Below are 1,315 nucleotides of genomic sequence, written 5' to 3'. Positions count from 1 at the left end.
ACTTTGTATTCGTTGTAATTTTTAGCCCTTCGGCATCATCAATGACCTGAATCGGATTTCCCGCTTCATTATAGCCGTACTGTACCTTCCGGCCATTTGGCTGTGTCATGAGAAGCGTCTTTTTATCAGCATCATAGCTGTAGACATATGTTTCTTTTTTAGCGTTGATCGCTTTTTCGAGACGGTGTCCGCTATACTGATATTCGGTAAAGACAGGCTTTGCTTCGGTACTGTTGGCTGAATACTGTTTGACAAGGCGCCCTTCGCCATCATAGTCATAGCTTGTGACAGTCCCGTCTGTATCTGTAACCTTCTTCAGCAAATCATTCTCATATGAGTAGGTGACTTTCTTGTTTTTAGGTCCGGTGATGGACGTCACATGGCCATTTTTATCATATGTGAATGTGAGCTTACGGCCTGAAGCATCTGTAATGGCCATCAGTTGATTTTTGTCGTTGTAAGTGTAGACGGTCGCATTGTTGTGGCCATCCACTACCTTTTGAAGCTTACCGCCTTTTTTATTGAAATAAGCATTGGTTTGATCCTTTGTTTTTAATATGAACTGATCAGCTGTTTCTGTTAATTCAAGATATACACCGGTCGGCGGCTGATAGGTGCCATCGGCTTTTTTCGTGAATCGATGTGTCGTAGCGTCTTCATCGATATACATTGCCCCGCCATCCGTTGAGATGACAGATGTTTCTGCATCAGCATACCAGCCTTGCCCAAATAAATGATCAGAGCTATCAAGACTGTTGTAGGTTCTCGATAAGCCAAGTCCCGGACCGCGTCCGTCAATTGACAAATCTTCTTCATTCACAATGACATTGCCTGTCGCACCATTTAACTGGCCGCTTGGGATATCAATGATAGACCAGTATTCTTCTGTCCCAAGGAATTCTGCTCCTTCATGGAACGTTGGGTTAAAGGGCGCCGTTGGAATTGTTTCACCATTCGCATCATAGGCGACAAGCGTGAAAGAATAATTCTTCTTCCCTTTGTAATTCCCATTTGCATTGTTATAGACAGGTGACGGATCGAGGGCTAATTCCCCGCCTTTTCCATCTGTATGAAGCTTATAGCTTCCGGCTTTGATTTCCTCAGAAGTCGGCCAGATGTTTTTATTTTGGGTTGTCCAATGATCAGCATCACCAACATCAAAGGACTGATATTCTTTACCGTTGTAAATGTTAACTTTATAGCCCTTCGCATTTTGAACCTTTTCCCATATCAAATTCACATAACCCGTTTGACTCGATTTTGTATTTGTATACAAATAGCCAGTTAAATTCTTTGGCCTAGCGATATCAGGAAG

General features: G+C 42.7%; 1 protein-coding gene. It reads right to left on the bottom strand.

Features of this window, described 5'->3' with window-relative positions:
* The coding region (locus ACWFR1_RS40370; RefSeq protein WP_453561108.1) for a DUF6531 domain-containing protein at nucleotides 1-1,315 on the bottom strand (1,315 nt) is incomplete at both ends.

The sequence above is a fragment of the Streptomyces sp. NPDC055103 genome, assembly GCF_053607625.1.
Note: the sequence above shows the minus strand (reverse complement) of the source record. Positions and strands in the feature narration are given on the sequence as shown.